The sequence below is a fragment of the Microcystis sp. LEGE 08355 genome (assembly GCF_015207185.1).
Classification (GTDB): Bacteria; Cyanobacteriota; Cyanobacteriia; order Cyanobacteriales; family Microcystaceae; genus Microcystis; species Microcystis panniformis.
Map to the genome: position 1 here is coordinate 1 of NZ_JADEXI010000764.1, position 1860 is coordinate 1860.

Annotated in this window: 3 protein-coding genes; all 3 read right to left on the minus strand. The window is 39.6% G+C overall.

Annotated elements, in window-relative coordinates:
• Positions 1-190: 190 nt before the first annotated feature.
• From IQ242_RS23795 to IQ242_RS23805, 3 genes are read right to left on the minus strand one after another with little or no spacing between them, the layout of a single operon-like run.
• Entirely contained in the window at positions 191-772 is a 582-nt protein-coding gene (locus tag IQ242_RS23795) for a hypothetical protein (RefSeq protein ID WP_193961653.1), read from the minus strand.
• Between the two features lie 9 nt (positions 773-781).
• Positions 782-1078, minus strand: coding sequence for a hypothetical protein (locus IQ242_RS23800; RefSeq protein ID WP_193961654.1), 297 nt, complete (start codon positions 1076-1078; stop codon positions 782-784).
• Positions 1075-1677 (minus strand): hypothetical protein, encoded by a 603-nt coding sequence (locus tag IQ242_RS23805; RefSeq protein ID WP_149989542.1) that lies wholly within the window; start codon positions 1675-1677, stop codon positions 1075-1077. The genes IQ242_RS23800 and IQ242_RS23805 overlap by 4 nt, the downstream gene beginning before the upstream one ends.
• Positions 1678-1860: the final 183 nt, after the last annotated feature.

Genomic DNA, 1860 nt, shown 5'->3' on the forward strand with positions numbered 1-1860 from the left:
TTCAAAAGACCGTCGGTGGTCTTCCTGAATTAATTTTATGGATTTATGGAGAGAGCGGCAAGCGACTCTTTGCTGAAGGATTTCAACCATTTTAGATGGTGACAGACTTGCATCTGAGACATAAATAGTCGTCAGTTCGTTTAAATCCTGAGAATTCATCTCGTTAATATTTATCAATCTAATATTCATTTTAGACGTCCTCATAATACTGTTGATATTTTTTTCTAAGTTGTGTAAGCGCTTTTGGATACACAATAAGATGTCCTTTAAGGATTCCCGTCGCTAAGTTCAATAATCCTGCTAGAATAGGAGCAATAGACATGAACCAGGGCAAATCCTCTCGTTCTAGTAATAAATAAGCGCTCACAATAAACTCAGTGATTAAGTAAATGATACAGCCAAGACGATTAATAATTGAGATGACTGATGTTTCTAAGAAAGGTGCTTCAAAAAGTTGAAACAGATAGATGTATGTTTCCAGTCTCATAGTCCCAAATCGAGTTTTGCTTAGTCTATCTCTCTGAATATTTATCCAATTTAAGGTCGCTTTCGCGAATCCTTTGAGGCGTTCACGCATATACTCCTCGCTAACTTTGTTGTCGAAAAGAATACAGGCTATCAAAGAAACTGGAACGGCAAATAATATCTTTATATCGTCCCAATCCCCCGGCACTAAAACCATAGCCGTGTTAAAATTTAAGAATGCGATGATGCTCGTGGCAAACCAAGAAAAGAAATTATCTTTCAAAGAAGATAAAATATCTCTATCCATAAAACTCCTTTAGTACAATTCACAAATTTTAATAATCTGAAAGCGGCAGAACTCGGCTGCGGCAACTCTCCTCTGTGCGATCGCATAGCAAGGAAAGCGTTGTAACAGGTCTTCCTGATCTTGGGGATGAAGGTCCTCAGCAATTAGCCGATTGAATTCCTTTGATTGATTGATATTGACTCTTGCTTCCGACTCTGGCCACGGGTTAGATTCTGATTCTCGTTCGGTGTGGCCACTGGCATTAGATACATGGGAACTATTCCAACCGTTGCCCTCAAAGTGAGGGAAACTATCTGATTTTTTCATAATTTTGCCTCAGCTTTTCTTCTAGTTTCTTGGATAGCGTTCTTAATAACAAATTCCACGTCAGTATGAGCATATGTAACTGGGAGACCTTCCAAAGCAGTTTCTAGCTCTAAGCGAAATGATTCGCCGCCGTTGTTTGTAGCATTCAAAATGACTACAGAGCCACCTTTTTCAATGACATTTTTAACGGTAGTTCTCCAATCTTGAGGGCAAGGTGATTCCCGCTCGTTGGTCTCTATAAGGACTAACAATACACCAGGTTTTTTTGATGACTGAAAAATTTTATGGGCTGTGCGAACAGCTGGACAGGCCAAAGTTCCCTGTTTTTGGGTGGTTCTTACGGCTCCACACTGTTTTTTCGCATCAGTTGGATTGGTGGGGGTAAGATTTTCAAAAAAGTCCTGCTCGCCATTGACTTGAATAACTTTCAATTCATCACCACGCGAAATGGATTCTGTTATACCCTTACAGGCTTTCTTGGTTGTCGTCTTAAACTCTTCGTTATTTTGTCCACTTATAGATGTGTCTTTTAAGAGAACAAGAGCGATCGGATTCTTTTGTGAACAAGATGGCAAAACGATAAGTATGGAGACAGTCATAAATCGAAGGAACGATCGGTTCAGACTCTTTTTCATAAAATTACAAGGTAATAAAGTTTTCAGACTCAGGGAACTCTATCTTCCCCTGCGTCTTGATTTCGATTCTAGAACCTATCTGAAGAAAAATCGGAGTGCTGATGCGAACACCGAAAGGATGATGAGAGATCAACCCTGAGCAACAAA